Annotated in this window: 24 protein-coding genes and 1 tRNA gene; 10 read left to right on the forward strand and 15 right to left on the reverse strand. The window is 69.6% G+C overall.

All coding sequences use genetic code 11. The annotated features are described in order from the left end of the window. Nucleotides 1-259: 259 nt before the first annotated feature. The 3 genes from CLM62_RS02070 to CLM62_RS02080 all read left to right on the forward strand — a co-directional run bounded on the left by CLM62_RS02070 (nucleotide 260) and on the right by CLM62_RS02080 (nucleotide 3,467). Nucleotides 260-1,657: a phage/plasmid primase, P4 family gene (locus CLM62_RS02070; protein ID WP_257003614.1), complete on the forward strand. Its 1,398-nt coding sequence runs from the start codon at nucleotides 260-262 to the stop codon at nucleotides 1,655-1,657. A gap of 239 nt (nucleotides 1,658-1,896) precedes the next feature. Further along, nucleotides 1,897-2,106, forward strand: a complete 210-nt coding sequence (locus CLM62_RS02075) for an AlpA family transcriptional regulator (RefSeq protein ID WP_095748139.1) — start codon at nucleotides 1,897-1,899, stop codon at nucleotides 2,104-2,106. After that, nucleotides 2,103-3,467: a tyrosine-type recombinase/integrase gene (locus CLM62_RS02080; RefSeq protein WP_095748140.1), complete on the forward strand. Its 1,365-nt coding sequence runs from the start codon at nucleotides 2,103-2,105 to the stop codon at nucleotides 3,465-3,467. Before CLM62_RS02075 ends, CLM62_RS02080 begins: the two co-directional genes overlap by 4 nt. A 153-nt stretch (nucleotides 3,468-3,620) precedes the next feature. On the opposite strand, the gene CLM62_RS02085 is transcribed toward CLM62_RS02080, so the two are convergent. Further along, nucleotides 3,621-3,702: transfer RNA gene (locus tag CLM62_RS02085), tRNA-Tyr, on the reverse strand. Nucleotides 3,703-3,935: 233 nt separating this feature from the next. Between CLM62_RS02085 and CLM62_RS02090 the strand changes: the two genes are divergently transcribed. Further along, nucleotides 3,936-4,424, forward strand: a complete 489-nt coding sequence (locus CLM62_RS02090; RefSeq protein ID WP_095748141.1) for a YajQ family cyclic di-GMP-binding protein — start codon at nucleotides 3,936-3,938, stop codon at nucleotides 4,422-4,424. Nucleotides 4,425-4,555: 131 nt separating this feature from the next. Here CLM62_RS02090 and CLM62_RS02095 read toward each other — a convergent pair whose 3' ends face one another. Next, complete coding sequence (locus tag CLM62_RS02095) at nucleotides 4,556-4,822, reverse strand: GlsB/YeaQ/YmgE family stress response membrane protein (RefSeq protein WP_095748142.1); 267 nt, start codon at nucleotides 4,820-4,822, stop codon at nucleotides 4,556-4,558. Between the two features lie 219 nt (nucleotides 4,823-5,041). Here CLM62_RS02095 and CLM62_RS02100 point away from each other — a divergent pair, with 219 nt between their 5' ends. Continuing rightward, nucleotides 5,042-6,286: an APC family permease gene (locus tag CLM62_RS02100; RefSeq protein ID WP_095748143.1), complete on the forward strand. Its 1,245-nt coding sequence runs from the start codon at nucleotides 5,042-5,044 to the stop codon at nucleotides 6,284-6,286. Between the two features lie 152 nt (nucleotides 6,287-6,438). Here CLM62_RS02100 and CLM62_RS02105 read toward each other — a convergent pair whose 3' ends face one another. From CLM62_RS02105 to CLM62_RS02165, 13 genes are all read right to left on the reverse strand, one after another. After that, on the reverse strand, nucleotides 6,439-7,596 hold the full coding sequence (locus CLM62_RS02105; protein ID WP_095748144.1) for a barstar family protein: 1,158 nt from the start codon (nucleotides 7,594-7,596) through the stop codon (nucleotides 6,439-6,441). A gap of 15 nt (nucleotides 7,597-7,611) precedes the next feature. After that, nucleotides 7,612-8,004 carry a YccF domain-containing protein gene (locus CLM62_RS02110; protein WP_095748145.1) on the reverse strand — a complete coding sequence of 131 codons (393 nt, stop codon included), beginning with the start codon at nucleotides 8,002-8,004 and terminating at the stop codon, nucleotides 7,612-7,614. After that, nucleotides 8,001-8,864: a zinc metalloprotease HtpX gene (gene htpX / locus CLM62_RS02115; RefSeq protein WP_095748146.1), complete on the reverse strand. Its 864-nt coding sequence runs from the start codon at nucleotides 8,862-8,864 to the stop codon at nucleotides 8,001-8,003. The genes CLM62_RS02110 and htpX overlap by 4 nt, the downstream gene beginning before the upstream one ends. 188 nt (nucleotides 8,865-9,052) lie before the next feature. After that, a complete protein-coding gene (locus tag CLM62_RS02120; RefSeq protein ID WP_095748147.1) occupies nucleotides 9,053-10,576 on the reverse strand; it encodes an NADH-quinone oxidoreductase subunit N in 1,524 nt (507 codons plus the stop codon). Next, nucleotides 10,573-12,147: an NADH-quinone oxidoreductase subunit M gene (locus tag CLM62_RS02125; RefSeq protein ID WP_095748148.1), complete on the reverse strand. Its 1,575-nt coding sequence runs from the start codon at nucleotides 12,145-12,147 to the stop codon at nucleotides 10,573-10,575. The genes CLM62_RS02120 and CLM62_RS02125 overlap by 4 nt, the downstream gene beginning before the upstream one ends. Nucleotides 12,148-12,153: 6 nt before the next feature. Continuing rightward, the gene (locus CLM62_RS02130; RefSeq protein WP_095748149.1) at nucleotides 12,154-14,148 is read right to left on the reverse strand and encodes an NADH-quinone oxidoreductase subunit L; all 1,995 of its coding nucleotides are present in this window, start codon (nucleotides 14,146-14,148) and stop codon (nucleotides 12,154-12,156) included. Continuing rightward, nucleotides 14,145-14,552 (reverse strand): NADH-quinone oxidoreductase subunit NuoK, encoded by a 408-nt coding sequence (gene nuoK, locus CLM62_RS02135; RefSeq protein ID WP_095748150.1) that lies wholly within the window; start codon nucleotides 14,550-14,552, stop codon nucleotides 14,145-14,147. The genes CLM62_RS02130 and nuoK overlap by 4 nt, the downstream gene beginning before the upstream one ends. Beyond that, nucleotides 14,552-15,235, reverse strand: a complete 684-nt coding sequence (locus tag CLM62_RS02140) for an NADH-quinone oxidoreductase subunit J (RefSeq protein ID WP_095748151.1) — start codon at nucleotides 15,233-15,235, stop codon at nucleotides 14,552-14,554. Before CLM62_RS02140 ends, nuoK begins: the two co-directional genes overlap by 1 nt. After that, on the reverse strand, nucleotides 15,232-15,792 hold the full coding sequence (locus CLM62_RS02145; protein ID WP_095748152.1) for an NADH-quinone oxidoreductase subunit I: 561 nt from the start codon (nucleotides 15,790-15,792) through the stop codon (nucleotides 15,232-15,234). Before CLM62_RS02145 ends, CLM62_RS02140 begins: the two co-directional genes overlap by 4 nt. A gap of 2 nt (nucleotides 15,793-15,794) precedes the next feature. Beyond that, a complete protein-coding gene (locus CLM62_RS02150) occupies nucleotides 15,795-16,763 on the reverse strand; it encodes a complex I subunit 1 family protein (protein WP_095748153.1) in 969 nt (322 codons plus the stop codon). After that, nucleotides 16,760-18,289 carry an NADH-quinone oxidoreductase subunit C gene (locus CLM62_RS02155; RefSeq protein ID WP_095748154.1) on the reverse strand — a complete coding sequence of 510 codons (1,530 nt, stop codon included), beginning with the start codon at nucleotides 18,287-18,289 and terminating at the stop codon, nucleotides 16,760-16,762. The genes CLM62_RS02150 and CLM62_RS02155 overlap by 4 nt, the downstream gene beginning before the upstream one ends. After that, nucleotides 18,286-18,927 (reverse strand): NADH-quinone oxidoreductase subunit B, encoded by a 642-nt coding sequence (locus tag CLM62_RS02160; RefSeq protein WP_095748155.1) that lies wholly within the window; start codon nucleotides 18,925-18,927, stop codon nucleotides 18,286-18,288. Before CLM62_RS02160 ends, CLM62_RS02155 begins: the two co-directional genes overlap by 4 nt. Further along, nucleotides 18,918-19,355, reverse strand: coding sequence for an NADH-quinone oxidoreductase subunit A (locus CLM62_RS02165; protein WP_095748156.1), 438 nt, complete (start codon nucleotides 19,353-19,355; stop codon nucleotides 18,918-18,920). Before CLM62_RS02165 ends, CLM62_RS02160 begins: the two co-directional genes overlap by 10 nt. 242 nt (nucleotides 19,356-19,597) lie before the next feature. Here CLM62_RS02165 and CLM62_RS02170 point away from each other — a divergent pair, with 242 nt between their 5' ends. The 5 genes from CLM62_RS02170 (at nucleotide 19,598) to CLM62_RS02195 (ending at nucleotide 26,938) form a co-directional block, all read left to right on the forward strand. Continuing rightward, nucleotides 19,598-20,830 (forward strand): sensor domain-containing protein, encoded by a 1,233-nt coding sequence (locus CLM62_RS02170; RefSeq protein WP_095748157.1) that lies wholly within the window; start codon nucleotides 19,598-19,600, stop codon nucleotides 20,828-20,830. Nucleotides 20,831-21,011: 181 nt separating this feature from the next. Beyond that, complete coding sequence (locus tag CLM62_RS02175; protein ID WP_095748158.1) at nucleotides 21,012-22,427, forward strand: sensor histidine kinase; 1,416 nt, start codon at nucleotides 21,012-21,014, stop codon at nucleotides 22,425-22,427. A gap of 570 nt (nucleotides 22,428-22,997) precedes the next feature. Beyond that, complete coding sequence (locus CLM62_RS02185) at nucleotides 22,998-23,657, forward strand: response regulator transcription factor (RefSeq protein WP_306457878.1); 660 nt, start codon at nucleotides 22,998-23,000, stop codon at nucleotides 23,655-23,657. 280 nt (nucleotides 23,658-23,937) lie between these two features. Continuing rightward, on the forward strand, nucleotides 23,938-25,866 hold the full coding sequence (locus CLM62_RS02190) for a 2-oxoacid:acceptor oxidoreductase subunit alpha (protein ID WP_095748160.1): 1,929 nt from the start codon (nucleotides 23,938-23,940) through the stop codon (nucleotides 25,864-25,866). Beyond that, the gene (locus CLM62_RS02195) at nucleotides 25,859-26,938 is read left to right on the forward strand and encodes a 2-oxoacid:ferredoxin oxidoreductase subunit beta (RefSeq protein WP_095748161.1); all 1,080 of its coding nucleotides are present in this window, start codon (nucleotides 25,859-25,861) and stop codon (nucleotides 26,936-26,938) included. The genes CLM62_RS02190 and CLM62_RS02195 overlap by 8 nt, the downstream gene beginning before the upstream one ends. Nucleotides 26,939-26,958: the final 20 nt, after the last annotated feature.

The raw sequence follows: 26,958 nt of genomic DNA on the forward strand, positions 1-26,958 counted from the left end.
GCGAGCCGAAAGGCGCCGCCCGCAAGGGCGTCCATGCTGCTCTTCGTCCTGACCCGCAGGCCGGAGACGGCCGTTACCCCGTGGCGTGGCTGCACATCCGCGCTCCGTACGGCGCTACCCCCACGGCCACGTCGACGTGCCTGTGCGGCAGGGACCGCCGTGCATTCGGCGCGCGCCATGTCCTGGCCCTGATCGCCGATCACGCCGACCACCGCGACCGCTGTCCGCTCCGTGCTTCGCAGGAAGGGAGGACCGCAGCATGACGGACACCCACAGCGAGGAGCGCGAGGAACTGCCCCCGCCGTCCCACCCCATGGCCGTTGCCCGCCGGATCCTGCCGGACTGGCAGACCCAGGACGGGCGGCTTGCCTACCGCCGTTGGCGCGGCTCGTGGATGCGCTGGACCGGAACGCACTGGCGGGAGCTGGACGAAGCGCAGGTGCGCAAAGCCATGTACGAGCGCCTGGAACACGCCGTCTACCAGGCGCCCGGCAAGGATGGACAAACCGAGGAACGCGATTGGGCACCCACGAAGCCGAAGATCAGCAACCTGCTCGATGCTCTCGGCTCCATCACCCTGCTGCCCACCGACACCGACGCCCCTGCCTGGATCAACGGCACCAGCGCCGAAGAAGCGGACGGGGAGCCGATCGTGGCGTGTGAGAACGGGCTACTGAGGATCCGGGACCGCGCGCTGCTGCCGCACGGGCCCAACTTCTTCAATCTGGTCTCGGTCCCCTTCGCCTACGACTCGAACGCCACGGCACCTGAGTGGGAACGGTTCCTGGCGAAGATCTGGCCCGACGCCCCCGACGCCATCGCCGCACTTCAGGAATGGTTCGGCTACGTCCTGTCCGGCCGGACCGACCAACAGAAGATCCTGCTCATGGTCGGCCCGTCCCGCTCGGGTAAGGGCACCATCGCCCGCGTGCTGAAGGAACTGGTCGGCAAGAGGAACCTGGCCGGACCGACCCTCGCGGGCATGGGCACGAACTTTGGCCTTGCCACCCTGATCGGCAAGCCACTCGCGGTCATCTCCGACGCCCGCCTGTCCGGCAGCGACAACAGTCAGGTCGTCGAACGGCTGCTGACCATCTCCGGTGAAGACACCATCGACATCGACCGCAAGTACCGCGAGCAGTGGACGGGCAAGCTGCCCACGCGGCTGATGCTGCTGTCCAACGAGCTGCCGCACTTCGGTGACGCATCCGGCGTCATCGCTCGCCGGTTCATCGTGCTGAACATGACGGTGTCCTGGCTCGGCAAGGAAGACTCCACCCTCTTGGACCGGCTCGTTGCCGAGATGCCCGGCATCCTCAACTGGGCCCTTGACGGACTCGCCCGCCTCCAGCGCGCCGGCCGGATCACCCAACCGGCGTCCAGCCGGGAGGCGGTCACCACCATGCAGGACACCGCCTCACCCACCAGCGCGTTCGTCCGCGAACGTTGCACCACCGGACCCGCATGCAGCGTGCCCGTGGACGCGCTATGGACGGTCTGGCGGGAGTGGGCCGAAGACAACAACGTCCGCCCCGGCACTAAGCAGGTGTTCGGCCGCAACCTGCTGTCCGTCGTTCCCCAGCTCAACCGGACCCGGCCCCGCGCGCCGTCGGGCGAGCGGATCGCCACCTACCACGGGATCACCCTCAACGGTTGAGTCCGCAATCCGCCGGGTCGCGGCCCATCGCGACCCACCACACCTGACCTGCGACTTTCTCTCTGCCTCACCACAGCCCTCGCGGCCCAACCCCTATGCGGGTTGGGCCGCGATGGGCCGCACAGAGTCGCCGTAAAACCGCAGGTCACAGGCTTGGGCCGCGATGGGCCGCGACCCACAGCATTGTGCCGCCAACTACACCCCGGATCACCCTCTCCTCACCCCAAGGAGATCTCCGCATGAGTACGCCTACCCGCCGACGCCGCGCGCCCAAGGATGAGCTGGTTCCGCTGCCCGACGTGCTGGAAGAGATCGGCATCACCCGCGCCACCTGGTACCGCTGGCGCGACCGGGGCTTCACCCCGGACGCGCGGCGCACCCCGAGCGGCCGCATCTGTGTACGCCGAAGTGTCCTGGACGCCTTCAAAGAGGAACTGGATGCCGCGTGACCGAGTGGAGCTACACAGTCAAGATCTGGGCTATCCGCAAGCGCGACTATCGGAAGCCCTACCAGCTCCGCTGGAAGGTGGGCACCCGCCCACACTCGGAGTCGTTCCTGACCTCGGGCCTGGCGGAGAGTCGCCGGGCCCAACTCATTACGGCGGCCCGCGAGGGAGAGCCGTTCGACGTGGACAGCGGACTGCCCAAGTCCATGGTCATTAAAGAGCGGGACATCTCGTGGTACGAGCACGCTCGCAACTACATCAAGATGAAGTGGGACGACTCCCCCGGCTCCACACGTCGCACATTGGCCGAAGCCATGGCGACCGTGACGCCCACCTTCGTGAAGGACACCAAGGGCATGCCAGACGCCAGACTGGTCCGGCGTGCCCTCTACAGCTGGGCGTTCAACAAGAACCGCTGGGATGAGGAGATCCCCGCCGACGTGGTCAAGGTCCTGAACTGGTTCGAGCGCAAGTCGCTGCCCACGTCAGCGCTCTCTGACCGCCTGCTCGTACGGGCCGCTCTCAGCGCCCTCTCCAAGAAGCTGGACGGCAAGACCGCAGCGCCGGGAACGATCAGCCGAAAGCGTGCGATCTTCTACAACTCCCTTGAGTACGCGGTGGAGGCCGAACTTCTCACTGACAACCCGCTCACCCGCATCAAGTGGAAGGCACCGGAGCAGGTAGTAGAGGAGGTGGACCCTGCCTGTGTGCCGAACCCCGGGCAAGCGGCCAAGCTGCTCGTTGCCGTGCGGGACCAGAGTTCGCGTGGTCGCCGTCTCGTGGCGTTCTTCGGCTGCATGTACTACGCGGCCGCGCGGCCGGCGGAAGTCATTGGGCTACGACGCCAGGACTGCGACCTGCCCCGGCTCGGGTGGGGCCTGCTCCGTCTCAGGGAGACTCGCCCCCGCTCTGGCTCAGCCTGGACAGACAGCGGCGAGGCACACGACAAGCGGGGGCTGAAGCACCGTCCACGGAAGGCCGTCCGACACGTGCCGATACCTCCCGAACTGGTTGCCCTGCTGCGGTGGCACCTCATGGCTTACGGCACGGCTTCCGACGGCCGTCTGTTCCAGACGATGCGCGGTGGGCTGATCCAGGACACCGGCTATGGGGAAGTCTGGGCCGAAGCTCGCACACGGGCCTTGACCCCGACTGAGTTCGAGTCGGTGTTGGCCAAGCGTCCGTATGATCTTCGTCATGCTGCGGTGTCCACGTGGCTCAGCTCTGGCGTGGAACCTCAGCTCGTGGCGGAGCGCGCTGGCCACAGCGTGGCGGTGCTCTTCCGGGTGTACGCCAAGTTCCTCAAGGACGGCGACGACGCCGCGAACGCCAAGATCTCTGCTCGACTGGGACAGGGCGGGTGACGGGCCGAAAATCCCGTCCACGCCCCGTCCACACACAACGAGATAGGGCGTTCGAACGCGAGACAGAGTGAGACAGCCAGCTGATCACAGGGGTGCATGACGAAGGGCCCGTGACCTGCCAAAATGGCAGGTCACGGGCCCTTCGTCATCGTGTGGCGGCGCCAGGATTCGAACCTGGGAAGGCTGAGCCGGCAGATTTACAGTCTGCTCCCTTTGGCCGCTCGGGCACACCGCCGGGGTTGCTGCCCTTCGAACCGCTTTTTGGCGGTGCTCCGTGGCAACGACGTAAACAATACCCGATACGGAGGGGTGCTTCGCCACCCGATTGATCTGCGCTCGGAGGCCGGGGGATGGCTAGGCTTGTCCGGATGCGGCCCGGGACGACGCCGGGCTCGGCGGCCACCCCCACGTACGCCGATACGCACTCGTACGCACCCGACACGCACCCGATACAAGGAGCCACAGGACATGGCCGACTCCAGTTTCGACATCGTCTCGAAGGTCGAGCGGCAGGAGGTCGACAACGCCCTCAACCAGGCCGCCAAGGAGGTCTCGCAGCGCTATGACTTCAAGGGCGTGGGCGCCTCGATCTCGTGGTCCGGTGACCAGATCCTGATGGAGGCGAACTCCGAGGACCGGGTGAAGGCTGTCCTCGACGTCTTCCAGTCCAAGCTGATCAAGCGCGGGATCTCGCTGAAGGCGCTGGACGCGGGCGAGCCCCAGCTGTCCGGCAAGGACTACAAGATCTTCGCCTCGATCCAGGAGGGCATCTCCCAGGACAACGCCAAGAAGGTGGCGAAGATCATCCGCGACGAAGGCCCGAAAGGCGTGAAGGCCCAGGTGCAGGGGGACGAACTGCGGGTCAGTTCGAAGAGCCGCGACGACCTGCAGGCCGTCATCTCCCTGCTGAAGGGCAAGGACTTCGACTTCGCGATCCAGTTCGTGAACTACCGGTAGTTCGTGAGCTGCCGGTAGTCCGAGTACTCCGAGCGCATGGCGGCGGAGCATCGCGGCACTCGTGTACGAGGAAGGGTGGGCACCGCCGGTGCCCACCCTTCTCCTCTGCCGGCCGCGGTCCGGGGCTGTGCTCAGTCGCGCGAGTTGCCGAACAGGAGGCGGTAGGCGATCAGGAGGACCAGCGAGCCGCCGATCGCCGCCGCCCAGGTGGCGCCGTCGTAGAAGTCCTTGGTGATCGGGTGGTCCAGCCAGCGGGCCGATATCCAGCCGCCGATGAACGCGCCCGAGATGCCGATGAGGGTCGTGCCGATGAAGCCGCCCGGGTCACGGCCCGGTAGCAGGAACTTGGCGATGGCTCCGGCCAGCAGCCCCAGGATGATCCAACCAATGATGCCCATGCCGTGAACCTGCCCTTCCGTGCTGTGCCCGCACTGTCCCGGCGCTGTGATCTTCGTCGCGTCGGGCGGTTCTCGCGGGTCGTGCGCGGTGCGCGTGCCGCATGCGTCTGCCGCGTGAGCCACGCGCGTACTGCTTGCCGCGCGAGTGTTCGTGCCGTGTTGATGAAGAGGACGTCACCGCTGCACCCGGCGGTTGCAGCGATCAGTAGGGTGCGGCGCATGACACGTTCTGGCGCCGAGCTGCGGCGCACCCTGGGGATCGGGGACGCGGTCGTCATCGGACTGGGCTCGATGATCGGTGCCGGGATCTTCGCCGCGCTGGGCCCCGCGGCGCGTGCGGCCGGGTCCGGGCTGCTGCTCGGACTCGCGGTCGCCGCCGTCGTCGCCTACTGCAATGCCACCTCCTCCGCGCGGCTGGCCGCCCTGTACCCGGCGTCCGGTGGCACGTATGTGTACGGGCGCGAGCGGCTCGGTGCGTTCTGGGGTTATCTCGCGGGCTGGTCGTTCGTGGTGGGGAAGACGGCCTCCTGTGCGGCGATGGCGCTCACTGTGGGGGCGTACGTCTGGCCGGGGCAGGCGCACGCCGTGGCGGTCGGGGCCGTGGTGGCGCTGACCGCGGTGAACTACGGCGGCGTCCAGAAGTCGGCCTGGCTGACCCGGGCGATCGTGGCGGTGGTCCTGGCGGTCCTCGCTTCCGTGGTGGTCGTGTCTCTGGGGTCCGACGCCTCCGATGCCGGGCGGCTGGACATCGGGGCGTCGGGCGGTGCGGGCGGGGTACTTCAGGCGGCCGGCCTGCTGTTCTTCGCGTTCGCCGGGTACGCGCGGATCGCGACCCTCGGCGAGGAGGTACGGGATCCGGCGCGCACCATTCCCCGTGCGATCCCGCTGGCTCTGGGCATCACGCTGGCGGTGTATGCGTGTGTGGCGGTGGCTGTACTTTCCGTGCTGGGGGAGGGCGGTCTCGGACGGGCGGACGCGCCGCTGGCCGATGCGGTGCGCGCGGCCGGGGTGCCGGGGCTCGTGCCGGTCGTGCGGGTGGGAGCCGCGGTGGCCGCGCTGGGTTCGCTGCTCGCCCTGATCCTGGGCGTCTCGCGGACGACGCTGGCCATGGCCCGGGACCGGCATCTGCCCGGCGCGCTGGCCGCCGTACATCCGCGCTTCCATGTGCCGCACCGGGCCGAGCTGGCCGTGGGCGTGGTGGTCGCGGTTCTGGCCGCCACGATGGACGTACGAGGCGCGATCGGGTTCTCCTCCTTCGGTGTGCTGGCGTACTACGCGGTGGCCAACGCGTCGGCCTGGACGCTCGGTTCGGCTCCGGCGGCGCGGGTGGTGCCGGCGGTGGGGCTGCTCGGGTGCGTGGTGCTGGCGTTCGCGCTGCCGACGGTCTCGGTGGTCGTGGGGGCGGGTATGCTCGCCGTCGGTGCGATCGCGTACGGCGTGCGGCGGTGGGCGACGGCGCGGTAGTAGTCGAGGTGGAGTCGGGAAGGTGTCGCGACGCGTACGCACATCACCCATTGCCATCGGCTGATCGCTCTGAGTCATGCCTCCATCATGCGCGGCGCCACTGACAATCGGGCGGGGCTGTGGACAACCGCCGACCTGTGGAAAACCTGTGGTCAGGCGAGGCGGACCTCGACGCCCTTCCCCGTCAGGAAGGTGAGCAGTTCGTCGAAGGTCGAGGAGCGGTGGTCGACGTGCGGGGTGACGCCGAGGCAGGTGCGGGCGACGTGGGCGTCATGCCACACGAGGGTGAAGGGCGGGGCGGCGCCCCAGTGGCCTCGGAGGCAGTCGTTGAGGGCGTCGAGGCCCCAGCCGAAGTACCCGCCGGGTCCGTTCACCGCCTCGCCCAGGGCGCAGAAGAAGCCGGGGTTGTCGGTGATGTGACGGCCATCGAGGTGATACGTGATTCCGGAGACTTTGTCCGGTGATCCGTACTCGTGGTTGGCCAAGGCCGTGCGCAGCCAGAACTCACGACCTTCCGGACCGCACCTCGCCCACCGGTTGGGCTTCGCAGGCCGCCCGTCCCCCCACAGCTCCCACACCTCACGGGCCGCGAGAGGGGGCCGGTCTGACCACAGGTCGAGGGTGAGGTCGACCAGGCCCGGACCGTGGGCGGACGGGATCCAGGCCCGCAGCTCGCCCTCGGCGGCGGCCTGCACGGGCAGGCCGGACGAGTCGATGCGCAGGACCTTCGCATGACCGAGGTCCTCCTCGCCGGCATCCAGCGCGGCGCGCAGGGCTCCTCGCGGCGAACAGCCCAGCAGTCGCAGTGGGGGCTCCAAGGGCTCGTCCCCGACCTCTCGCACCTGAGCCAGGTCGCGACAGGTGCCGCACGGGTCGCCGTCCGTGCCCGACAGGCGGTAGCCCTGGGACAGCGGAGGGCACTGCGGATAGTCGTACGGGTTGTCGTCGGACTCTCGTCCCTCGACCGTGACGTCCCGGAGCGTCAGATCACGGGCGCAGGCGCGGTCACCCAGGACGCGTACGTCCTCCAGGTGCCACTCCCCCACCGCCGTACCGGACTTGGTAAGGATCTCCAGGGTGAGGGAGCCGAGCGGTGCCGGACCGTCGGTACGCGCGCGGGCGAGGGCTGTCCGCAGCTCGCCCTCGGGAGCGCAGCCGAGCAGTTCGTACGTCCCGCGGACGGGAGGCGGAGGGTCGGCGAACAGGTCGGCCGCGTCCTGACACAGCGCCCACGTCTCCTCGTAATTCTCCTGGCCCTCGAATTCGGCCTCTTGGTCGTACGACAGCAGGACGTACTTCGGCCTCCCCACCCCCTGGCCCGCCTGTCAGCGTGCCGCGAACGGCTGGTCCGTGCGCACGATGTCGCGTCCCAGTGGGAGCAGCGACACCGGGATCAGCTTGAAGTTGGCGATGCCGAACGGGATGCCGATGATCGTGATGCACAGGGCGATGCCGGTGACGATGTGGGCGAGGGCCAGCCACCAGCCGGCGAGGACCAGCCAGAGGACGTTGCCGATGCAGGAGGGCGCGCCGGCGTCTCGGCGCTCGACCGTCGTGTACCCGAAGGGCCACAGGGCGTATACGCCGATACGGAAGGCCGCGATGCCGAAGGGAATGCCGATGATGGTGATGCAGAGCAGCACGCCCGCGGCCAGGTAGCCGAGGAACAGCCAGAAGCCGCTCAGCACGAGCCATATGACGTTCAGGATGGTTTTCACTGTGGGGGACCTGCCATCTTCTCGAGCCGGGCGATGCGCTCCGCCATCGGCGGGTGTGTCGAGAACATCCTGGAGAGTCCCTGGCCAGGGCGGAAGGGGTTCGCGATCATCATGTGGCTCGCGGTCTCGATACGGGGCTCCGGTGGCAGGGGAAGCTGCTTGGTGCCGAGTTCCAGCTTGCGCAGCGCGCTGGCGAGGGCGAGGGGGTCGCCGGTGAGCTGGGATCCGGACGCGTCGGCCTCGTACTCCCTGGAGCGGCTGATGGCCAGCTGGATGAGGGTGGCCGCGAGCGGGCCCAGGATCATGATCAGCAGCATGCCGAGGAGTCCGGGGCCGTCGTCGTCGTCCGAGCGGCCGATCGGGATCAGCCAGGCGAAGTTGACCAGGAACATGATCACGGAGGCGAGGGCGCCGGCGACCGAGGAGATCAGGATGTCGCGGTTGTAGACGTGGCTGAGCTCGTGGCCGATGACACCGCGCAGTTCCCGCTCGTCCAGGAGGCGCAGGATCCCGTCGGTGCAGCACACGGCGGCGTTGCGCGGGTTGCGGCCGGTCGCGAAGGCGTTGGGTGCCTCGGTCGGGGAGATGTACAGGCGCGGCATGGGCTGGCGGGCCTGAGTGGAGAGTTCGCGGACCATGCGGTAGAGGGCCGGGGCCTCGAACTCGCTGACCGGGCGGGCCCGCATCGCGCGTAGAGCCAGTTTGTCGCTGTTCCAGTACGCATACGCGTTCGTTCCCAGGGCGATCAGGACCGCGACGACGAGCCCCATGCGGCCGAAGAAGCTGCCGATGACGATGATGAGTGCGGACAGTCCCCCGAGGAGTACTGCGGTCCTGAGCCCGTTGTGCCGGCGGTGCACGGTACGCCCTCCAAGTCGTGCAGCAGGGGAACCCTTTGCTTGCTGATCTCCGATGTCCGATTCCACTGGTGCGTGGTGTCACGTCCAGTGGACCCTCCCGTACTGGTCAACGCCAGGCGAGGGCCACTAGTTCCCTTGTGCGTGCGGTGCCGGGCGTGCGCCGTACGAGTGACAGCGGCGGTAGGCGCTCAGAAGAGCCCGGTGTCGGTGAAGCGCAGGATCAGCTGGGGTGCTCCGGACAGGGCGATGCCGAGGACGCCGGTCAGGGCCATCGTGGCGGTCACGGGGGCGGGGACGAGGTGCTTCACGGGCGCGCCCTCGGGGGCGCGGAACAGCAGGGTCGTCCACTGGAGGTAGTAGAAGAGCGCGATGACGACGTTGACGGCCATGACCACGGCGAGCCAGCCGAGGCCCGCGTCGACGGCCGCGGAGAAGACCGTGACCTTGGCGAAGAGGCCGACGATACCGGGCGGCAGTCCGGCGAGGCACAGCAGGAAGAAGGCAAGGAGGAGGGCGGCGAGGGGGTTCGACGCGTACAGGCCGCGGTAGTCGGAGACCCGGTTGAGGGACTTGGTACGGCCCACCAGTGCGGCGACCGCGAAGGCGCCGAGGTTCACGGCGGCGTACATGAGGGCGTAGGCGACGGTGGAGCCGATGGACCGCTCGGCGTGGTCGGAGTACGCGGCGGCGGCTATCGGGACGAGGAGATAGCCGGCCTGGCCGACGGAGGACCAGGCGAGCAGTCGTACCGCGCTGTACGCGCGCGTGGCCTGCTGCCGGAGGGCGCCGACGTTGCCGACGGTCATGGTGAGGGCGGCCAGCGCGGCGAGGGCCGGGCCCCAGACGTCGGCGTACGACGGGAGGGCGACGACCGTGACGAGGATCAGGCCGGAGAAGCCGACCGCCTTGCCGACGACCGATAGGTAGGCGGCGACCGGGAGGGGCGCCCCTACGTAGGTGTCCGGGACCCAGAAGTGGAAGGGGACGGCGGCCGTCTTGAAGGCGAATCCCACAAGGGTGAGGACCACGCCGGTCTGGGCGAGCGTGTGGAGCTGGCCGTCGACGCTCTGGATCCGGTCGGCGACCTGGGTGAGGTAGAGGGTGCCGGTGGAGGCGTACACGAAGCTGATGCCCATGAGGCTGACCGCGGTCGCGGTGACGGAGGACAGGAAGAACTTCAGGGCGGCTTCGGAGGACTTGCGGTCGCCGTGCCTCAGGCCGACGAGGGCGAAGGCGGGCAGGGAGGCCACTTCCAGGGCGACGATCAGGGTCGCGAGGTCGCGGGAGGCCGGCAGGAGGGCGGCGCCGGCCGCGGAGGAGAGCAGCAGGAACCAGAACTCCCCTTCGGGGAGTCCCTTGTTGGCGTCCTTCAGGGCGGTGACGGACAGGAGGGCCGCTAGGAGGGCTCCGCCGAGGACCAGGAGTTGGAGGACGAGGGTGAAGCGGTCGGCGGTGTAGCTGCACACGTCGGGTGCGCCGGTCAGACAGAAGGTGCTGCGGTCGCCGTCCAGGAGGGGCAGCAGCATGAGTGTGGAGGCGGCCAGTCCCGCGACCGAGAGCCAGCCCAGCAGCGCCTTCTTGTGCTCGCCGACGAACAGGTCGGCGATGAGGACGACGAGTCCGACGACCGCGGCGATGGTGGGCGGCGCGATGGCGAGCCAGTCGACGGACTGGACGAGGTTCGCGGCCGGCGGCTGGGCCAGGGAGCTCATCGGGTGCCTCCTGCGAGGAGCTGCTGCACGGCCGGGTCGGTCAGGCCGAGGAGGGCCTTCGGCCAGAGGCCGGCGGCGACGGTGAGGACGACGAGCGGGGTCCAGGCCGCGAACTCGTACGTGTGGACGTCGGCCAGCTTCGGGCCCTTGTCCGGTACGGCGCCCATGCAGACGCGGCGGACCACGATGAGCAGGTACGCGGCCGTCAGCAGGCTGCCGAACGCGCCGATCGCCATGAAGGTGAGGAAGGCGGGGCGGCTGAGGTCGTCGGCGGGCCTGAACGCGCCGAACAGCGCCAGCATCTCGCCCCAGAATCCGGCGAGGCCCGGCAGGCCGAGCGAGGCGACCGCGCCGAAGGCGAGCAGGCCGCCGAGGCGCGGGGCCTTGCCGTAGAGCGCGGCGCCGGTCTCCTTGGCGAGGGTGTCGAGGTCGGTGCTGCCCGTACGGTCCTTCAGCGCGCCGACCAGGAAGAACAGGAGGCCGGTGATGAGGCCGTGGGCGATGTTGGCGAACAGGGCGCCGTTCACGCCGGTCGGGGTCATGGTCGCGATGCCGAGCAGGACGAAGCCCATGTGGCCGACGGAGGAGTAGGCGATGAGGCGCTTGAGATCGCCCTTCGCGCCCTGCTTGGCCAGGGCCAGGCAGGCCAGGGATCCGTAGATGATCCCGACGACGGCGAAGGCGGCGAGGTAGGGCGCGAAGGTCCGGAAGCCGTCAGGCGCGACCGGCAGCAAAATCCGGACGAAACCGTACGTACCCATCTTCAGCAGTACGCCGGCCAGCAGAACCGAGCCGACGGTCGGCGCGGCGGTGTGGGCGTCGGGCAGCCAGCTGTGCAACGGCCACATCGGCGTCTTGACCGCGAGCCCGATTCCGATCGCCAGAACGGCGATGACCTGCACGGATGTGGTCAGCGACCGGCCGTTGTCAGTGGCGAGTGCCACCATGTCGAATGTGCCCGCCTTGATTCCGATCAGGAGCAGGCCGAGCAGCATGACCACGGAGCCGAGCAGCGTGTAGAGGATGAATCGCCAAGCTGCCTGGGTCCGTTGCTCACCGCCCCAGCGGGCGATGAGGAAGTACATCGGGATGAGGACCATCTCGAAGGCGAGGAAGAAGAGAAGCAGGTCGAGGACGGCGAAGGTCGCGAGGGTGCCGGACTCGAGGACGAGCAGCAGAGCGACGAAGGCCTTCGGGGTCGGGCCCGCGGGCATTTTGAAGTAGGAGTAGAGCGCGCAGAGGAAGGTCAGCAGCGCGGTCAGGACCAGAAGGGGGAGGGAGATGCCGTCGATGCCGAGGTGGATCCGCACGTCGAGGGCGGGGATCCAGCTGATGTCGGTCGTGGCCTGCATCTTCGACGGGTGGTCGTGGTCGAAGCCCAGCGCGAGGACGATCGCGGCGATAAGAATCGCGCCGGTGACCGTGACGCCGTGCCGCAGCACGGCCTGCTCGGGCGACTTCCCCTTCAGTCCGGGCGGGGCCGGCAGGAGAGCGGCGGCGGCACCGAGGAGCGGGCCGACCACGACGATTGCCAGAAGGAACTGCATCACTGACTCGTTGATATCGATCACGCCTGCTCACGCTCCCGTGGCGACGAGGACGGCGGCGACCACCAGGACGACGGTGCCGGCGAGCAGCGCGCTCACATAAGTCTGCAGATTGCCGGTCTGGGCACGTCGTACGGCGGCACCGAGCAGCCGGGGGAGGGCGCCCGCGCCGCGTACGTAGGTCTCGACGACCTCACGGTCGAGGAACCGGACGAGGGTGGCTCCGGCCTGGACCGGGCGGACGAAGAGGGCCGCGTACACGGTGTCGAGGTGGAAGCCGACGGCCGCGTGACGGTGCAGCGGGCCTAGCAGGAGCCGGCCCGGGTCGGCGGGGTCGGGTGCGTAGGCCACGCCTCCGTAGGCGGGTGCGTGGCTGGCGATGGCCTCGGCCTCCACCTGACCGGCGTCCCCCTCGGGATGGGCCGCGACCGCACCCAGCGGGACTCGGGCCGCGAGCGCGGTGGTGTGGCGCCAGGCCGCGTAGGTGACGATGCCGCCGACCAGGGCCACGCCCGTGCCGAGGACGGAAGTGGCGAGGGTCGGCGTCAGGTCACGGCCGTCGAACCAGTCAGGCAGCACCCGGTAGGCGAGTCCGCCGACGGCGAGGGACGGGACGGCGAGCACCCACAGCACGACGGTCATCGTCCGCGGCTGCCTGCCGTGGTCCGGGGCCTCGGTTCCCCGGCCGCGGAAGGCCAGTAGCCACAGGCGAGTCGCGTACGCGGCGGTGAGCAGAGCGGTGAGGAGGCCGGCGACGAGGACCGTCCAGCCCGCGGCGCCGGGAGCGTGCTCGGTGTGGCCGGTGGCGACGTGCTCGGCGGCGCCGAGGACGGACTCCTTGGAGAAGAAGCCGCTGAAGGGCGGGATCGCGGCGAGCGCGAGGAGCGCCACGGTCATCGTCCAGTAGGCGCTGGGGACGCGGTCACGCAGGTCCTTCATGCGGGACATGGCGGCCAGCGAGTTGGTGCCGGCGGCGTGGATGATCACGCCTGCGGCTAGGAACAGCAGGGCCTTGAAGGCGCCGTGCGAGAGGAGGTGGAAGACGGCGGCACCGCGGTCGCCGACGGCGAGGGCGCCGGTCATGTAGCCGAGCTGGCCGATCGTCGAGTAGGCGAGGACCCGCTTGATGTCGTCCTGGGCGAGCGCGGCGAGCGCCGAGCCGGCCATCGTGACGGCGGCCATGACGGCGAGGACGATCATCACGGCCTGGGAGGCCTCGAAGACCGGGAGGAGACGGGCGATGAAGTAGACACCGGCGGCGACCATCGTCGCGGCGTGGATCAGCGCGGAGACGGGGGTGGGGCCCGCCATCGCGTCGGGGAGCCAGGTGTGCAGCGGGAACTGCGCCGACTTGCCCGCCACGCCGGCCAGGAGCAGCAGGGCGATCAGTGTCGGGTGGTCGAGTCCGCCGGTCGCGACCGCATCGAGAACCGTCGTGATGCGGAAGGAACCGGCGTCGGTGGCCAGCGCGAACAGGCCGATCAGGAAGGGGACGTCACCCAGCTTGGTCACCAGGAAGGCCTTGAGAGAGGCGGCGCGGGCCTCCGGGGTCTCCCAGTAGTGGCCGACCAGGAAGTACGAGCAGATGCCCATGATCTCCCAGCCGACCAGCAGCACCATCAGGTCGCCGGAGTAGACGACGAGAAGCATCGCGGAGGTGAAGAGGGAGACGAGAGCGGCGTACGAGGGGTAGCGCGGGTCGTCGCGCAGGTAGCCCGTGGAGTAGATCTGCACGCAGGTGGCGACGACGCCGACCAGGACGGCGGTGAGGGCGGCGAAGCCGTCGATGTGCAGGGCGAGTTCGATCGGGATGGAGCCGGTGGGCGTGAGTTCGGTGGCGGCGTTCACCGCCTGGTCGCCGCCCTGGCGCACGGCGACCAGCGCGGCGAGCACGAGGGAGGCGAGCGTCGGCAGGACGGCGAGCGGGCGGACGAAGCCGGGGGCCGTGCGGCCCAGGAGCAGACCTGCGGCAGCGCCCAGGAAGGGAAGGAGAGGTACGAGGACGGCGAGGGTGGTCGTGGTCACGCGGTGGCCTCAGCCTTCCCGGCCCGGTCGGCCTGTTCGGCCGTGAGGGCGTCGCTGTCGGAGCCGTCGGCCGGGTGGCTCTCGTGGCCCTCGGCGGTGTCGCGGAGCTTGTCGATGTCCGCGGTGCCGCGGTTGCGGTGGACGGCGAGGACGATCGCCAGGCCGATGCCGATCTCGGCGGCGGCGATGGCGATGGTGAACAGGGTGAGGGCCTGGCCGGAGTGCAGGGTCTCCTCGGCGGTCTTGCTGAGCCAGACGTCGAAGGCGACGAGGTTGAGGTTGACGGCGTTGAGCATCAGCTCGACCGACATCAGGACCAGGATCGCGTTGCGGCGGGCGAGGACACCGTAGAGGCCCGTGCAGAAGAGGAGGGCGGAGAGTACGGCGGGATAGGCGAGGTGCATCAGCGGACACCACCCTTGTCGGCCCGGCCCGCCTCGTCGGCCCGGCCCGGCTCGTCGGCCCGGCCCGGCTCGTCGGCCCGGCCCGGCTCGTCGGCCCGACCCGGCTCGTCGGCCCGACCCGGCTCGTCGGCCCGGCCCGGCTTGTCGGCCTTCGCCTTGCGGGACAGGACGATCGCGCCGACGAGGGCGGCGAGGAGGAGGACGGAGAGGGCCTCGAAGGGGAGGACCCAGTTCTGGAAGAGGCTGGCTCCGGTGGCCTCGGTGGAGCCGGCGGCCGCCCCGTCCAGGTCGATCCACGTGGTGCGGAAGGCGTCGACGACGACCCAGACCAGGGCGCCCGCGGCGGCGACGGCCACGGTGAGCGCGGCCCAGCGGTTGCCGGAGTCGGCGTCCGGGGAGCGGCCGATGGGGGCCTTGGTGAGCATCAGACCGAACAGGAGGAGGACGACGACGGAACCGACGTAGATGAGGACCTGCACCCAGGCGATGAACTCGGCGGTGAGCAGGAGGTACTCGACGGCGAGGCCGCCGAGGGTCACCACCAGCCACAGGGCGGCGTGCACCAGCTGCTTGGTGGTGACGGTGACGATCGCGGCGCCGAAGGTGACCAAGCCGACGAGGAGGAAGGCGATCTCGACTCCGGTCGGGGAGAGGAAGCCGTGCTGTGCCTGAGCGAGGGTCACGACTCTCCTTCCTGGGGTTCGTTCGGTTCGTCCTGTGCCGCCGCCAGTTTCTCGGCGGTTTTGCGGGCGGCGGCGATCTCCTTCGGTTCCTCCGCGCCCGGGTCGAGGGCGGGCGGGGCCGGGACGGTCCACATCCACTCGCGGAGCTTGTCGCGTTCGTGGGTGAGGTCGCGGATGTCGGTCTCGGCGTACTCGAACTCCGGGGACCAGAACAGGGCGTCGAAAGGACAGACCTCGATGCAGATACCGCAGTACATGCACAGGGCGAAGTCGATGGCGAAGCGGTCGAGGACATTGCGGCTGCGTTCGCGGCCGCCGGGGGTCGCCGCCGGGACCGTCTCCTTGTGGGAGTCGATGTAGATGCACCAGTCCGGGCACTCACGGGCGCACAGCATGCAGACCGTGCAGTTCTCCTCGAAGAGGCCGATGACGCCGCGGGTGCGGGGCGGGAGGTCGGGCTGGGCGTCCGGGTACTGACCGGTGACGGTCTTCTTCGTCATCGTGCGCAGGGTGACGGCCAGACCCTTGGCGAGGCCGGAGCCGGGGATGGGGGCCATGGTTACTGGATCACCACCTTGACGATGCCGGTGAGGGCGATCTGGGCGAGGGAAAGAGGGACGAGGAGGGTCCAGGCGAGCTTCTGGAGCTGGTCCTCACGCAAGCGGGGATAGGTGACGCGGAGCCAGATCACGATGAAGGCGAGCACGGCCGTCTTCAACAGGGTCCAGACCCAGCCGAGGCCGTCGGCGCCCCACGGGCCGTGCCAGCCGCCCAGGAAGAGGACGGTGGTCAGGCCGCACAGGACGATGATCCCGGCGTACTCGGCGAGGAGGAACAGGGCGAAGCGGAGGCCGGTGTACTCGGTGTAGGCACCGAAGATGATCTCCGAGTCGGCGACGGGCATGTCGAAGGGGGGCCGCTGGAGCTCGGCCAGGCCCGCCACGAAGAAGACGATCGCGCCGACGATCTGCCAGGGCAGCCACCACCACTCGAAGGCGTCGAGGATGCCGGGGATCGACACCGTTCCGGCCGCCATCGCCACCGAGGCGGCGGTGAGGAGCATCGGGAGTTCGTAGGCGAGGAGTTGCGCGGCGGTGCGGAGGCCACCGAGGAGGGAGAACTTGTTGGCGGAGGCCCAGCCGGCCATGAGGGAACCGAGGACGCCTACGCCCATGACGGCCAGGACGAAGAAGACACCCGCGTCGATGACCTCACCGACGGCGCCCTCGCCGGGGCCGATGGGGATGGCCAGGAGGACCAGGAGGTACGGGAGGAGGGCCACGGCGGGCGCGAGCTGGAAGATACGGCGGTCCGCGCCGGCCGGAACGACGTCCTCCTTTTGCGCGAACTTAACGCCGTCGGCGATGAGTTGGGCCCAGCCGTGGAAGCCACCGGCGTACATCGGGCCGAGGCGGCCCTGCATGTGGGCCATGACCTTGTGTTCGGTCTGGCCGACGATCAAGGGGAAGGTGAGGAAGACGACGAAGACGATCAGGAGTCGCAGGGCGACGTCGAGAGCGTCGTTCACTGCGGGCCTCCTGCGGGGTCTTCGGGATTCGGGGTGGGGGGCGTGGTGGGCGCGGGGGACTGCTCGGTTTCGGCCGGCGACTCGGTGGGGGCTTCGTCCGCCGGTACGGTGCGGGGTTCGTCCGCCGGATCAGCCTGGGCCTCGGCTTCGGTGGCCCGGTCGGTCTGGGCTTCGGGGCCCTGCGCGGCCTGGACTTCAGCGCCCCGCGCGGCCTGGTCTTCGTGTGTGGGCGCGGCCTCGGCTTCGGTCGGCGGTTCGGCCTTGGTGTCGGATGCCGGCTGAGTTCCGGAACGCGGCTCGGTCCCAGGCCCGGGTGCCGACTGAGTTTCGGAGCGCGGCCCGTTCCCGGTTCCTGATGTCGGCTCGGCTCCGGGCACCGGCTCAGCCTCGGCTCCGGGCGATGGCTCGGCTCCGGGTGTGGGCTTGGCCTCGGGTGCCGGCTCGGCTCCAGGCGCCGCCTCGGCTCCAGGCGCCGCCTCGGCTCCAGGCGTGGGCTCGGCCTCGGAGGCCGACTCGACTGCCGCACGCTGTTCGGCTTCGGGCCCGTCAAAGGCCGGGCGGGCGTGATGCCACGGGGCGTCCGGGCTGCGTGGGGTGGACTCCGCAGTACCGGTCGGCGACCCCGCGCCGTCGGCCGCCCCACCCGACGAACCGGCCGGAGTCTCAGATCCCGCCCCCTGGCTCGCCGAGCCCTCCGCCGCAGTACGCGCACGGCGCGGACCCACCGGACTGCCCGGAGCCGTGGACGTCTCCGCCTGACTCACCGAGCCCTCCGCCGCAGTACGCGCGCGGCGTGGTGTCGCCGGGGCGTCAGCGGTCGGGGACGTCGGCGTCTGGCTCGCCGAGCCCTCGGAAGCCGTACGGGTGCGGCGTACTGGACGTTCGCCTGCGGCGCGGGCCGGACGTTCGCCCGCCGCGCGGGCCGTGCCGCGGGCCGGGCGGGCGGGGGCCGGGGGCAGCTGGCCCTTCAGCGGGCCCCATTCGTTCGGGTCGGGGACGCCGGGGGGGAGCATCTGGCGGCGCTTGGGGCCACCGTGTTCGGATTCGCCCGGTTCCTTGGCGCCGGGCCAGGCCTTGGCGACGCGGGCCGCGAGGACGAAATCCTTGCGGAGGGGGTGGCCTTCGAAGCCCTCCGGGAGGAGGAGGTGGTCCAGGGCCGGGTGGCCCTGGAAGACGACGCCGAACATTTCGTGGGTCTCGCGTTCGTGCCAGGCCGCGCCCGCGAACACGCCGATCGCGCTGGGCAGGGAGGGGGCCTCGTGCGGAACTGTCGTACGAAGGAGCAGGCGTCGTACCGGGGACAGCGCCGCGACGTGGGCAGTGACGCGGAAGCCCGTGCCCGGTTCGTCGACCGCGCTCAGCCAGTCGAAGTACGTGCAGCTCAGCCGGTCGCGGGCGGTCTCCAGCGCCGCGATCCAGGAGGCCGGCGGCACGTCCACCGTCAGGACCTCGTACGACTCCTCGGCCGTGGCCTCCGTACCGAACAGGTCTTCGGCGGGGGCGGGCAGCCAGCCGACGCCGGTCATCGGCCCTCCCCCGCGCCGGCGGTCGGCGGCTGCACCAAGCCGCTCTGCAGCGCGGCGGTCGACGGCCGGGCGACGGATCCGTACCGCTCCCCCAGCGACTCTCGCGCGATCTTCTCCTGGAGTTTCAGGATTCCCTGGAGCAGCGCCTCGGGCCGCGGCGGGCAGCCGGGAACGTACACGTCCACGGGGATGATCTGGTCGACACCCTTGGTCACGGAGTACGAGTCCCAGTAGGGGCCACCGCAGTTGGAGCAGGCCCCGAACGAGATCACGTACTTCGGCTCGGGCATCTGCTCGTACAGGCGCTTCACGGCCGGCGCCATCTTGTCCGTGACCGTGCCGGAGACCACCATCAGGTCGGCCTGGCGCGGCCCGGGCGCGAACGGGATGACGCCGAGGCGGATGAAGTCGTGGCGGGCCATCGACGCGGCGATGAACTCGATCGCGCAGCAGGCGAGGCCGAAGTTGAAGACCCAGAGCGAGTAGCGGCGGCCCCAGTTCAGGACGACCTTCATCGGCTCGGGGGCGAGGCGGGCGAGCGCGCCCAGCCGCTTCGGCTCCGGCAGGTACACAGGCTCGTGCGTCGCGGGCTCGTGGTTCGCGGGATCGCGGATCACAGCATCCGGGGTCACGTCCATGCCAGGACGCCCTTCTTGTACGCGTAGAGCAATCCTACGGCCAGGAAGCCGAGGAAGATGAACATCTCCACGAGGGTGGTCGCGCCGTAGCCGGGGGCGGCGAAGACCGTCGCCCAGGGGAACAGGAAGATCGAGTCGACGGCGAAGATCACGTACAGGAACGCGTAGACGTAGTAGCGGACCTGGGTGTGCGCCCACCCCTCGCCGACGGGGTCGACACCGCACTCGTACGTCAGGAGCTTCTCGGGGGTGGGGACCACGGGCCGCAGCAGGCGCCCGGCTCCGAAGGCGACGGCGACGAACAGGACGCCTACGACGGCGAGCAGCCCGACGACCGAATACGACTGGAAATAGTCCGCCGCAACGACGGTCGAATCGACGACGGTCGACTTGACGACGGTCGAATCGACGACGGTCGGTTCCGGCACGTCCGTCCCTCGCTCCCTGACCTCGGCCTCGTGAACTCGTGAGCCTCATGAACCCATGCGGCTCGCGAACGGTGTCGTACGACGATCTGTTACGCACGGGAGTCTAGGCCCTGCTAAAGAAAGGGTAAGCAGCCCGTCACGCCCTGAGGTTTACCGCAGGTTGTGAGGGTGGGGTTTTCCCCAGTGGATCCTGGCGGCCGACCTCATGGCGCGGCGGCGCACCGCGCGGCACGCTAAGCCGTATGACCGAACGCCTCGCGCCCACGGGCCGCGCCGGAGATGCCGGCAGAGCGGACAGCGACCGCCTGCCACCGGCCCGTTTCGCCTACGACCGGCACACCTGGAAGGAGATCGCCCACCTGCTGGCGAACTTTCCGGTGTCGCTGCTCGGATTCATCTACGTCGTGACGGTGCTGTCCACCGGCGCCTTCCTGACCGTGACGGTGATCGGGTTCCCGCTTCTCGCGGCGGGGCTGGTGGGCGCACGGCAGTTGGGCAAGCTGGAGCGGTCGCGGGCCAGGGGCCTGCTGGGGGTGCGGGTAGACGAGCCGAGTCCGCTGCCGCTGCGCGGCAGGGGCGGGTTCTTCCCACAGCTGTGGATGGGCCTGAAGGACCCGGTGGGCTGGCGCACGATGCTGTACGAGTTCATCCGGCTGCCCTGGGGCGTCCTCACCTTCGCCATCACGCTGACCTCGTTGTTCGTGCTGTGGCCGGTGCTGCCGTTCATAGCGCGGGGCCTGGCCAACGCCGACCGGGCGATGGTGCGCGGGCTGTTGTCGCCCTCCGACGAGTTGGAGCGGCGCATCGCCGAGCTGGAGTCGGACCGGGGGGTGGTGGTCGACACGGCCGCCGCCGACCTGCGGCGGATCGAGCGCGATCTGCATGACGGTGCGCAGGCCCGGCTGGTCAGCCTGGCCATGGGGCTGGGCCTGGCCAAGGAGAAGCTGCTGGAGGGCCAGGTCGACGAGAAGGTCGCGGCGGCGATGGTCGAGGAGGCGCACGGCGAGGTGAAGCTGGCACTCCAGGAGCTGCGGGATCTCGCCCGGGGCATCCACCCGGCGGTCCTCACCGACCGTGGTCTGGACGCCGCCCTCTCCTCGGTCGCCTCGCGCTGCACGGTGCCGGTGAAGGTGACGGCCGACCTGGACTCCAGACCGGTGGCGGCCATTGAGGGCATCGCCTACTTCACCGTCTCCGAGCTGCTGCAGAACGTCAGCAAGCACAGCGGGGCGAGGTCCGCCTCGGTCGACGTGTGGCGGTCGGACGACCGGCTGCTCATCCAGGTGCGGGACGACGGACGCGGTGGCGCGCGTCTGGATGCCGGTACGGGCATGCGGGGCCTCGCCGACCGGCTGGGCGCCGTCGACGGCCTGTTCGTCATCGACTCGCCGCCGGGCGGCCCGACCGTGGTCACGGCGGAGCTGCCGTGGCGGGACCGGACCGACGAGCAGGGCAAGAGCTCGGGCAAGAGGTAGGGAAAACCCCCCGTCCAAGACGCCGACGGACTCCATGGTCCGCGGACCTGCGACCGAGCAGGGTTGAGGTACGACAGCACAGCCGTACGGCGCGGCACGTCCCAGAGCACAAAACGGTCGCGGAACGCAGCACAGCCGCAGGGCACAGCACAGCCGTAGGACGAGGAGAAGGACGACGGCGATGGCCACGGAGTACGAAACGGCGTACGAAACGGAGTACGGGCGGGACCTGGGGTCCTACGGCGTTCCGGGTTCCCGCGGGGCGGGCGCGGGTGACGGCGGGCGGTGGCGTCGTCTGCCGGCTGGGTTGCGGGCGCCGTTCGAGGCGCGCAGCTGGCTCGAGCTGGCGTATGTGCTGCTGGGGCTGCCGATCGGCGTCCTGCTGTTCACGTACGCCGTCACGATGGTCGCGCTCGGCGCGGGTCTGCTGGTGACCTTCCTCGGGATTCCGGTGCTGGCGGCGGGGCTGGCGGGCTGCCGTGGGTTCGGGGCGCTGGAGCGGGCCCGGGCACGCGGGCTGCTGGGGCTGGAGGTGGGCGCCCCGGAGCCGCTGCGGATGAAGAAGCAGGGCGCGATGGCCTGGATGGGGGCCGTCCTCAAGAGCGGCACGTCGTGGCGGACGCTGCTGTACGCGCTGCTGTACCTGCCGTGGTCGGTGCTCTCGTTCGTCGTCGCCGTGAACTTCTGGGCGTTCGGGTGGACGCTGATGACGTATCCGCTGTGGTTCTGGGTCCTCCCGATGTACGGCGGGCAGGACGGGATCCAGCTGTACGGCGACGAGGGTCACCACATCTACCTCGACAACCCCTTCGAGATCACGGTGACGGCGCTGGTGGGGGTGCTGTTCACGCTGGCCACGCCGTGGATCGTGCGGGCGCTGACGATGGTGGACCGGCTGATGGTGCACGGGCTGCTCGGGCCGTCACGGCTGTCGGCGCGGGTGGTGGAGCTGGAGTCGGACCGGGGGGTCGTCGTCGACACCGCGGCGGCCGACCTGCGGCGGATCGAGCGGGATCTGCACGACGGGGCGCAGGCGCGGCTGGTGGCGCTGGCCATGGACCTGGGGCTGGCGAAGGAGAAGCTGACGGAGGATCCGCGGGCGGCCGCGCGGATGGTGGACGAGGCGCACGGCGAGGTGAAGACGGCGTTGCAGGAGCTGCGGGATCTGGCGCGCGGGATACATCCGGCGGTGCTGACGGACCGGGGGCTGGATGCGGCTCTGTCGGCGGTGGCGTCGCGGTGCACGGTGCCGGTGCAGGTGGAGGTGGATCTGGCGGCTCGGCCGGTGCCGGCGATCGAGGGGATCGCGTACTTCACCGTGTCGGAGTTGCTGCAGAACATCAGCAAGCATGCGCGGGCGACGTGGGCGGCGGTGGATGTGTGGCGGGTGGACGACCGGCTGATGCTGCAGGTCGTGGACAACGGGGTGGGGGGTGCGGATGTCTCCGCGGGGTCCGGGCTGGCGGGGCTGGCGGAGCGTCTGGACGCGGTGGACGGGATTCTGGTGGTGGATTCGCCGGTGGGTGGGCCTACTCGGGTGACTGCGGAGTTGCCGTGGCGGGGGGATCGGGGGGTGGGCCGAGGGGGGCTGGGCTGAGCGGTTTCCCGCCCCTGCCGCCCCTAGGGGGTGTTTTGGAAGTCCCGCACAGCACCCACGGCGCCCGGCACGCACCCTCGCCGCACCGGCCAAAGACCCAAGTAGCTCCTCCCCCACTCTCGGCTTCGCTCGAGCGGGGGGACCCCCATCGAGGGCCTTCGTCTGGCACGCCGAGGGCACGCACCGAACACCGCGGGCACCGCACAGGACTTTCAAAACACCCCCAACCGTCCCATCACCAGGGGCTCCGCACTTTCGATCCCACCAGGGGGCTCCGCTCCCTTGGACCCCCGGCCTATGCCCACCCACCGCCTGACTCGGTCGGCCGAAAAGCCGACCACAACCCCCGTGAGCGCCCACAACCCTCGTAAGCCCCCGCCGCCCTCACGGACCCCGCCCCGCCCGCCCGACAACCGGAACCCCATCCAAACACCCCACCCCCCAACCCCCTGACTTCCCCCCGATTCCCGCGCCCACCCGCGCCCGTCCCCCATTGCTGGAATGCTGGACCTGTCGTCCGGGTGGGCGTGGAGTCGGGGTTGTGGGGGGCCGTAGATCGTGGAGGACAAGGTGCGGGTGGTCATCGCCGAGGATTCGGTGCTGCTGAGGGAGGGACTGACCCGGCTGCTGACCGACCGTGGGCACGAGGTCGTCGCCGGTGTCGGTGACGGGGACGCGTTGATCAAGACCATCACCGAGTTGGACGCTCAGGGGGAGCTGCCCGATGTCGTCGTCGCGGACGTGCGGATGCCGCCGACGCACACAGACGAGGGGGTCCGGGCGGCCGTACAGCTGCGCAAGGCGCATCCGGGGCTGGGTGTGCTCGTGCTGTCGCAGTACGTGGAGGAGCGGTATGCCACCGAGCTGCTGGCCGGTTCCAGTCACGGAGTCGGCTATCTGCTCAAGGACCGGGTAGCCGAGGTCCGTGAGTTCGTGGACGCGGTGGTGCGGGTGGCCGAGGGGGGTACGGCCCTCGACCCGGAGGTCGTCGCGCAGCTGCTGGGGCGCAGCCGCAAGCAGGACGTGCTCGCGGGACTCACCCCCAGGGAGCGCGAGGTCCTGGGGCTGATGGCCGAAGGGCGGACCAATTCGGCGATCGCGCGGCAGCTGGTGGTCAGTGACGGCGCCGTCGAGAAGCACGTCAGCAACATCTTCCTCAAGCTGGGGCTGTCCCCGAGCGACGGAGACCACCGGCGCGTCCTCGCCGTCCTCACCTATCTGAACTCCTAGCCATCTGACAATTCTGTCAGATGACCACATGGAAGAACCACATAGAAGGACCGCGCAGAAGGACCACGAGCGCGAGAACCGCAGAAACAAAGGGAGCGTCTTCAAGGAAAGCGCCGGGGGGCGAGTAAATCGTGACAAGTCAGGGCGTCGAACCGTCTCAAAACCGTGTCCATCATGCGAATGGCCGCGGGAAGGCGACCCTTACGGTCGTAGGGTTGATATTGGGAGGGGCTGCGGTAAGGCCGCTCCCAGACAGCCGCCTCGAGGGAGGTCCAGTTCAGTGACCAGCCAGGTCAGTAGCCCAGCGGAGCAGGCCGACGGTACCGTCGTGGGAGAGCAGCGCAAAGCGGCAGGGGCGAAGGACGTCCGCCGCCTCGACCGGGTGATCATTCGTTTCGCGGGTGACTCGGGTGACGGTATGCAGCTCACCGGTGACCGCTTCACCTCCGAGACGGCGTCCTTCGGCAACGACCTGTCGACGCTGCCGAACTTCCCGGCCGAGATCCGTGCCCCCGCCGGCACCCTGCCGGGCGTCTCCTCCTTCCAGCTGCACTTCGCCGACCACGACATCCTCACCCCCGGCGACGCGCCCAACGTCCTGGTCGCGATGAACCCCGCCGCGCTCAAGGCCAACGTCGCCGACCTGCCGCGCGGCGCGGAGATCATCGTCAACACGGACGAGTTCACCAAGCGGGCGATGCAGAAAGTGGGGTATGCGGCCTCGCCGCTGGAGGACGGCTCCCTCGACGGTTACCAACTCCACCCGGTCCCGCTGACCACCCTGACCGTCGAGGCCCTCAAGGAATTCGACCTCACCCGCAAAGAGGCCGAGCGCAGCAAGAACATGTTCGCGCTGGGCCTTTTGTCATGGATGTACCACCGGCCCACGGAGGGCACGGAGAAGTTCCTGACCTCGAAGTTCGCGAAGAAGCCCGACATCGCGGCCGCCAATATCGCCGCCTTCCGCGCGGGCTGGAACTTCGGGGAGACCACCGAGGACTTCGCCGTCTCCTACGAGGTGGCCCCGGCCGCGACGGCGTTCCCGGTCGGCACGTACAGAAACATCTCCGGGAACCTGGCCCTGTCGTACGGCCTGGTCGCCGCATCCCGCCAGGCGGACCTGCCGCTGTTCCTGGGTTCGTACCCGATCACTCCGGCCTCGGACATCCTGCACGAGCTGAGCAAGCACAAGAACTTCGGCGTACGGACCTTCCAGGCCGAGGACGAGATCGCCGGCATCGGCGCCGCACTGGGCGCCGCCTTCGGCGGCTCCCTCGCCGTCACCACGACCAGCGGCCCCGGCCTGGCACTCAAGAGCGAGACGATCGGTCTCGCCGTCTCTCTCGAACTGCCGCTGCTGGTGATCGACATCCAGCGCGGCGGCCCGTCCACCGGCCTGCCGACCAAGACCGAGCAGGCGGACCTGCTCCAGGCGATGTTCGGCCGCAACGGCGAGGCGCCGGTCCCCATCGTGGCCCCCCGCACCCCGGCCGACTGCTTCGACGCCGCCCTGGAAGCCGCCCGCATCGCCCTGACCTATCGCACGCCGGTGATGCTGCTGAGCGACGGCTACCTGGCCAACGGCTCCGAGCCCTGGCGCATCCCGGAGCTGGAGGAGCTGCCCGACCTCACCGTCCAGTTCGCCCAGGGGCCCAACCACACCCTGGACGACGGGACGGAGGTCTTCTGGCCGTACAAGCGCGACCCGCAGAGCCTCGCCCGTCCCTGGGCGATCCCGGGCACGCCGGGCCTGGAGCACCGCATCGGTGGCATCGAGAAGCAGGACGGCACCGGCAACATCTCCTACGACCCCGCCAACCACGACTTCATGGTCCGCACCCGCCAGGCCAAGATCGACGGCATCGACGTCCCCGACGTCGAGGTCGACGACCCGGACCATGCACGGACCCTGGTCCTGGGCTGGGGCTCGACCTACGGACCCATCACCGCGGCAGTACGGCGGCTGCGCACGGCCGGCGAGTCCATCGCACAGGCCCACCTGCGCCACCTCAACCCCTTCCCAAGGAATCTCGGCGCGGTCCTGAAGCGTTACGACAAAGTGGTGATTCCCGAGATGAACCTCGGCCAGCTCGCCACGCTTGTCAGGGCGAAGTACCTGGTGGACGCCCACTCGTACAACCAGGTCAACGGAATGCCGTTCAAGGCCCAGCAGCTCGCCACGGCTCTGAAGGAGGCCATCGATGGCTGAGACGTCCACGGAAGGCACGGGCACGATCGAGGCGCTTTCGCTCGTTCCCAAGGCCGAGGCCAGGCAGTCCATGAAGGACTTCAAGTCCGACCAGGAAGTGCGCTGGTGCCCCGGCTGCGGTGACTACGCGATCCTCGCCGCGGTCCAGGGCTTCATGCCCGAGCTCGGCCTGGCCAAGGAGAACATCGTCTTCGTCTCCGGCATCGGCTGCTCCTCCCGCTTCCCGTACTACATGAACACGTACGGCATGCACTCCATCCACGGCCGCGCCCCCGCGATCGCGACCGGCCTGGCCTCCAGCAGGCGGGACCTGAGCGTGTGGGTGGTGACGGGCGACGGCGATGCCCTCTCCATCGGCGGCAACCACCTCATCCACGCCCTGCGCCGCAATGTGAACCTGAAGATCCTGCTCTTCAACAACCGGATCTACGGCCTCACCAAGGGCCAGTACTCCCCGACCTCCGAGGTCGGCAAGATCACCAAGTCGACGCCGATGGGCTCGCTGGACGCGCCCTTCAACCCGGTGTCGCTGGCGATCGGCGCGGAGGCGTCGTTCGTGGCGCGGACCATCGACTCCGACCGCAAGCACCTCACCGAGGTCCTGCGGCAGGCCGCCGCCCACCCGGGCACGGCCCTGATCGAGATCTACCAGAACTGCAACATCTTCAACGACGGCGCCTTCGAGGCCCTGAAAGACAAGCAGCAAGCCGAAGAGGCGGTGATCCGCCTCGAACACGGACAGCCGATCCGCTTCGGGGCAGACGGCACGCGCGGTGTCGTACGGGACCAGCAGACCGGCGACCTGACAGTCGTCACGGTGACACCCGAGAACGAGGACCGGATCCTGGTCCACGACGCCCACGCGACCTCCCCGACCACCGCCTTCGCCCTCTCCCGGCTGGCCGACCCGGACACCCTGCACCACACCCCCATCGGTGTCCTGCGATCCGTGGAACGCCCCGTCTACGACACTCAGATGGCCGACCAGCTCGACACGGCCATCGAGCAGAACGGCAAGGGTGACCTGGCGGCGCTGCTGGCGGGCGGCGACACCTGGACGGTCGTGGGCTGACCAGCCCCAATGATCCCCAA

Origin of the sequence: Streptomyces sp. SA15 (genome assembly GCF_002291145.1) — a bacterium.
Classification (GTDB): Bacteria; Actinomycetota; Actinomycetes; order Streptomycetales; family Streptomycetaceae; genus Streptomyces.

Coding starts and splice junctions, on each gene's coding strand:
- CLM62_RS02120 (WP_095748147.1), bottom strand. CDS start 10,576: ATGAGCTCCCTGGCCCAGCCGCCGGCCGCGAACCTCGTCCAGTCCGTC.
- CLM62_RS02160 (WP_095748155.1), bottom strand. CDS start 18,927: ATGGACGTGACCCCGGATGCTGTGATCCGCGATCCCGCGAACCACGAG.
- nuoK (WP_095748150.1), bottom strand. CDS start 14,552: ATGCACCTCGCCTATCCCGCCGTACTCTCCGCCCTCCTCTTCTGCACG.
- CLM62_RS02070 (WP_257003614.1), top strand. CDS start 260: ATGACGGACACCCACAGCGAGGAGCGCGAGGAACTGCCCCCGCCGTCC.
- CLM62_RS02075 (WP_095748139.1), top strand. CDS start 1,897: ATGAGTACGCCTACCCGCCGACGCCGCGCGCCCAAGGATGAGCTGGTT.
- CLM62_RS02090 (WP_095748141.1), top strand. CDS start 3,936: ATGGCCGACTCCAGTTTCGACATCGTCTCGAAGGTCGAGCGGCAGGAG.
- CLM62_RS02195 (WP_095748161.1), top strand. CDS start 25,859: ATGGCTGAGACGTCCACGGAAGGCACGGGCACGATCGAGGCGCTTTCG.
- CLM62_RS02175 (WP_095748158.1), top strand. CDS start 21,012: ATGGCCACGGAGTACGAAACGGCGTACGAAACGGAGTACGGGCGGGAC.
- CLM62_RS02095 (WP_095748142.1), bottom strand. CDS start 4,822: ATGGGCATCATTGGTTGGATCATCCTGGGGCTGCTGGCCGGAGCCATC.
- CLM62_RS02155 (WP_095748154.1), bottom strand. CDS start 18,289: ATGACCGGCGTCGGCTGGCTGCCCGCCCCCGCCGAAGACCTGTTCGGT.
- CLM62_RS02145 (WP_095748152.1), bottom strand. CDS start 15,792: ATGGCCCCCATCCCCGGCTCCGGCCTCGCCAAGGGTCTGGCCGTCACC.
- CLM62_RS02100 (WP_095748143.1), top strand. CDS start 5,042: ATGACACGTTCTGGCGCCGAGCTGCGGCGCACCCTGGGGATCGGGGAC.
- CLM62_RS02170 (WP_095748157.1), top strand. CDS start 19,598: ATGACCGAACGCCTCGCGCCCACGGGCCGCGCCGGAGATGCCGGCAGA.